Here is a 2812-nt window from a genome sequence, read left to right as displayed (position 1 = left end):
CTCACCCGGCTTTCTGCGAAAGCAGACCTCTCCCGCACGGGAGAGGGGACCCGCGTCTTGTCTTGGGGTGTCTGTGGTCCGATGGAGGGCCGCCCAGGATGCCATCCCGACCGTGCTGCCGGATCAGCCGTCCCGCGCCCGCTCCAGGAACGCTTCCGCGCTCCGCAGCGCCAGCGCCATGATGGTGAGCGCCGGATTCGCCGCGAGCGAGCTCGGGAAGGTCGAGCCGTCGCTGATCCAGAGGTTCGGGATGTCGAAGCTGCGGCCGTAGGGATCGACCACGGCCGCGTCGCCGCTCCGGCCCATCCGGCAGGTGCCGAGGGTGTGGGCGACGCGCTCCAGCACCCAGATGTCGCGCGCGCCCGCCGCCTCCCAGAGGTCGCGCATCAGGGCGGTGGCGTGGGCGTTCAGGCGGCGCTCGTTCTCGCTGTAGCCGAAGCTGATCTGCGCCTTGCGCAAGCCCAGCGCGTCGGTCTCGTCGGAGAGCGTCAGCCGGTTCTCGTCGCAGGGCAGCGTCTCGCCGTTGATGCCGATGCCCGCCAGATGGTTGTAGCCGTCCAGGCAGGCGTGGAGCGCCGGTCCCCAGAGGCCGCGGGTGCGGGCGACCGCGTTGGCGAGCGTCAGGGGCTGCACCCCGAGGCTCTGCACGAGGTAGCCGCCCGCGAAGTCGGCGTCCCGCGGCCGGACCATGTCCTCGCTGATCAGCGAGGACGGGTAGCCCCGGTTCATCCGGATCGGGTCGGGGAAGCTGCCCCAGACCTGGGTCGCGACATGGCCCATGTAGTTGCGCCCGACCTGGCCGCTCGCGTTGGCGAGACCCAGATTGAGCAGCAGGCGCGGCGTCTCGACGGCGCCCGCGCAGAGGAAGACCGCCCCGCAGAGCTGGCGGTGATCGACCCCGTCCCGCCGGTAGACCACCGCCGTGACCCGGCCCGAGGCGTCGCGCTCCAGCCCGTGCGCGACGCTGCCCGGCCGGATCTCGGCGCCGTGGCGGAGCGCGAGGGGAAGGTAGGTCACGTCCATGCTGGCCTTGGCGCCGTTGCGGCAGCCCTGGTGGCAGTAGCCGCAATTGATGCAGGCCTCGCGCTCGGGGCCGCCCTCCTGCGCGAAGGGACGCGAGACGACCGCGGCCGGCGCGTCCGTGGCGCGCAGGCCGCGCTGCCCGCAGGCGAGCGCCATGATCTCCGCCGGGCCGTTGCGCGGCACCGGCGGCAGCGGGTAGCGCCGGCCCGGATCCCACGGATAGGGATCGGCCCCCGAGACGCCGATGAAGCGCTCGACCCGCTCGTAGAAGGGGACGAGTTCGTCGAGGCCGACCGGCCAGTCGCAGCCCTCGCCGGTCTCGGTGTGGAGCGCGAGGTCGCGCCTGTCGGGCCGGGGCACGAAGGCGCCCCAGTGCAGGGTCGAGCCGCCGACGCCGGTGCCGCTGTTGTTGGCCCCGAAGGCTTCCGGCGTGGTGCCGCCGCTGAGGCGCTCCCCGGTCCAGTAGATCTCGTCGGCCAAGGTCTCGTCGAAGGCGAAGGCGGCGGGCGCGAAGTTCGGGCCTGCCTCCAGCGCGACCACCCTCAGGCCGGCGGCTGCGAGCCGCGCGAGAACCGGCGCGCCGCCCGCCCCGGTGCCGATCACCACCGCATCGACGGCCTCGTTCAGTGCGTGGTGCCGCATGCCGTCGAGGTTCATCGGACCGCCTCCGCGGGAGCGCTCTGTCCCGGTTCCCAAGGTTCAGGTTCCCAAGGTTCGGGTTCCCAAGGTTCGGGATCGTTCCGCCCGGTCCGGACGAAGCCCGGAAGATTGCGGGCGAGCCCGTCCGGGTCGGGCGTGCCGGTGCCGCCGGCGCCGATCCCCGAGAATCCGAGGCGGGCGAGCGTCGCCGGGTGCGCGAGGTAGGTGCGCACCGCGTCGGCGCGCAGATCCTCGAACCACAGCACCATCTGCTCCGCGTCGAGGCGCGGGTCCGCCGTCTCGGGCACCGCCAGTCGGCCCTCCTGGGCCGCCCGCAGCAGCGCGTCCCGGCCCGCTCCGTCGCGGGCGAGGAACGGCGCGCCCTCCGCCCGCGCGGCGGCGTCGAGGCTGCGCAGGCCGGCGCGGTAGGCGTGGGCGTCCGGCGGCAGGCGGGAGAAGCGCCAGCCGTCGCCCGCACCGCTCGCCAGACGCGCGTCGAGCCGGGCGGCGATGTCGAAGCCGGCCTCGGGCAGCACCCGGGCCACCACGGCGCGCAGCAGCGCCAGCGCGACCGGGTCGAGCGCGGCGGGGGCGTAGGCCGGATCGTCCGGCTCGGCGCGCTCGACGAGGGCCGCCCGCAGGCGCGGGTTGACCCGCTCGGAGGCGATCAGCGCGGCGTAATCCGCGGGGATCCGCGCCGGCGCGGGGTCTGCGGGCGCTGCCGCGGCGAGGTGGGCAGCGATCTCCGCCGCCACGGCGTCCGGCCGTTCCAGCGGCAGCAGGTGGCCGGCGCCGTCGAGGACCCGCGTGCGGGCGTGGGCGAGGTGGGGCGCCGTGAGGGCGGCCTGTCCGGCGGGGCCGAGATCGGCATCGTCACCGCCCGCCAGGATCAGCGCCGGCGTGCGCAGGACGCCGATGCGGGCGGCCCAATCCTCGTTCGCGCCCGATTCGAGCCAGGCGCGCCACGCGTCCGGCGCGGCCCGCAGCACGTCGGCGGTCGCCGCGTCCTCGTCCCCGGGCGCCAGCGGCGCGCCGACATTCTGGCGGATGAACGCGCGGGCCTCGCGCGCCCGCGTCTCCGCGTCGGCCCCGATCCAGGCGAGCATCGCCCGGCGACGCTCCTCCGCGATCGGCTCGGGGCTCGGCGGGG

At 75.3% G+C, this 2812-nt stretch carries 2 protein-coding genes; both read right to left on the bottom strand.

Annotated features, from left to right (window positions below; genetic code table 11):
* Window positions 1–123 precede the first annotated feature (123 nt).
* Complete coding sequence (locus tag AX737_RS14425; protein WP_066922413.1) at window positions 124–1680, bottom strand: GMC family oxidoreductase; 1557 nt, start codon at window positions 1678–1680, stop codon at window positions 124–126.
* The coding region (locus AX737_RS14420) for an alpha/beta hydrolase (RefSeq protein ID WP_066922411.1) at window positions 1677–2812 on the bottom strand (1136 nt) is incomplete at its 5' end. The genes AX737_RS14420 and AX737_RS14425, both read right to left, overlap by 4 nt.

This window comes from Methylobacterium sp. CCH5-D2, assembly GCF_001556475.1.
Lineage (GTDB): Bacteria > Pseudomonadota > Alphaproteobacteria > Rhizobiales > Beijerinckiaceae > Methylobacterium > Methylobacterium hispanicum.
The sequence above is the reverse complement of the archived record's forward strand: the minus strand, read 5'-3'. Positions and strand labels throughout refer to the sequence as shown.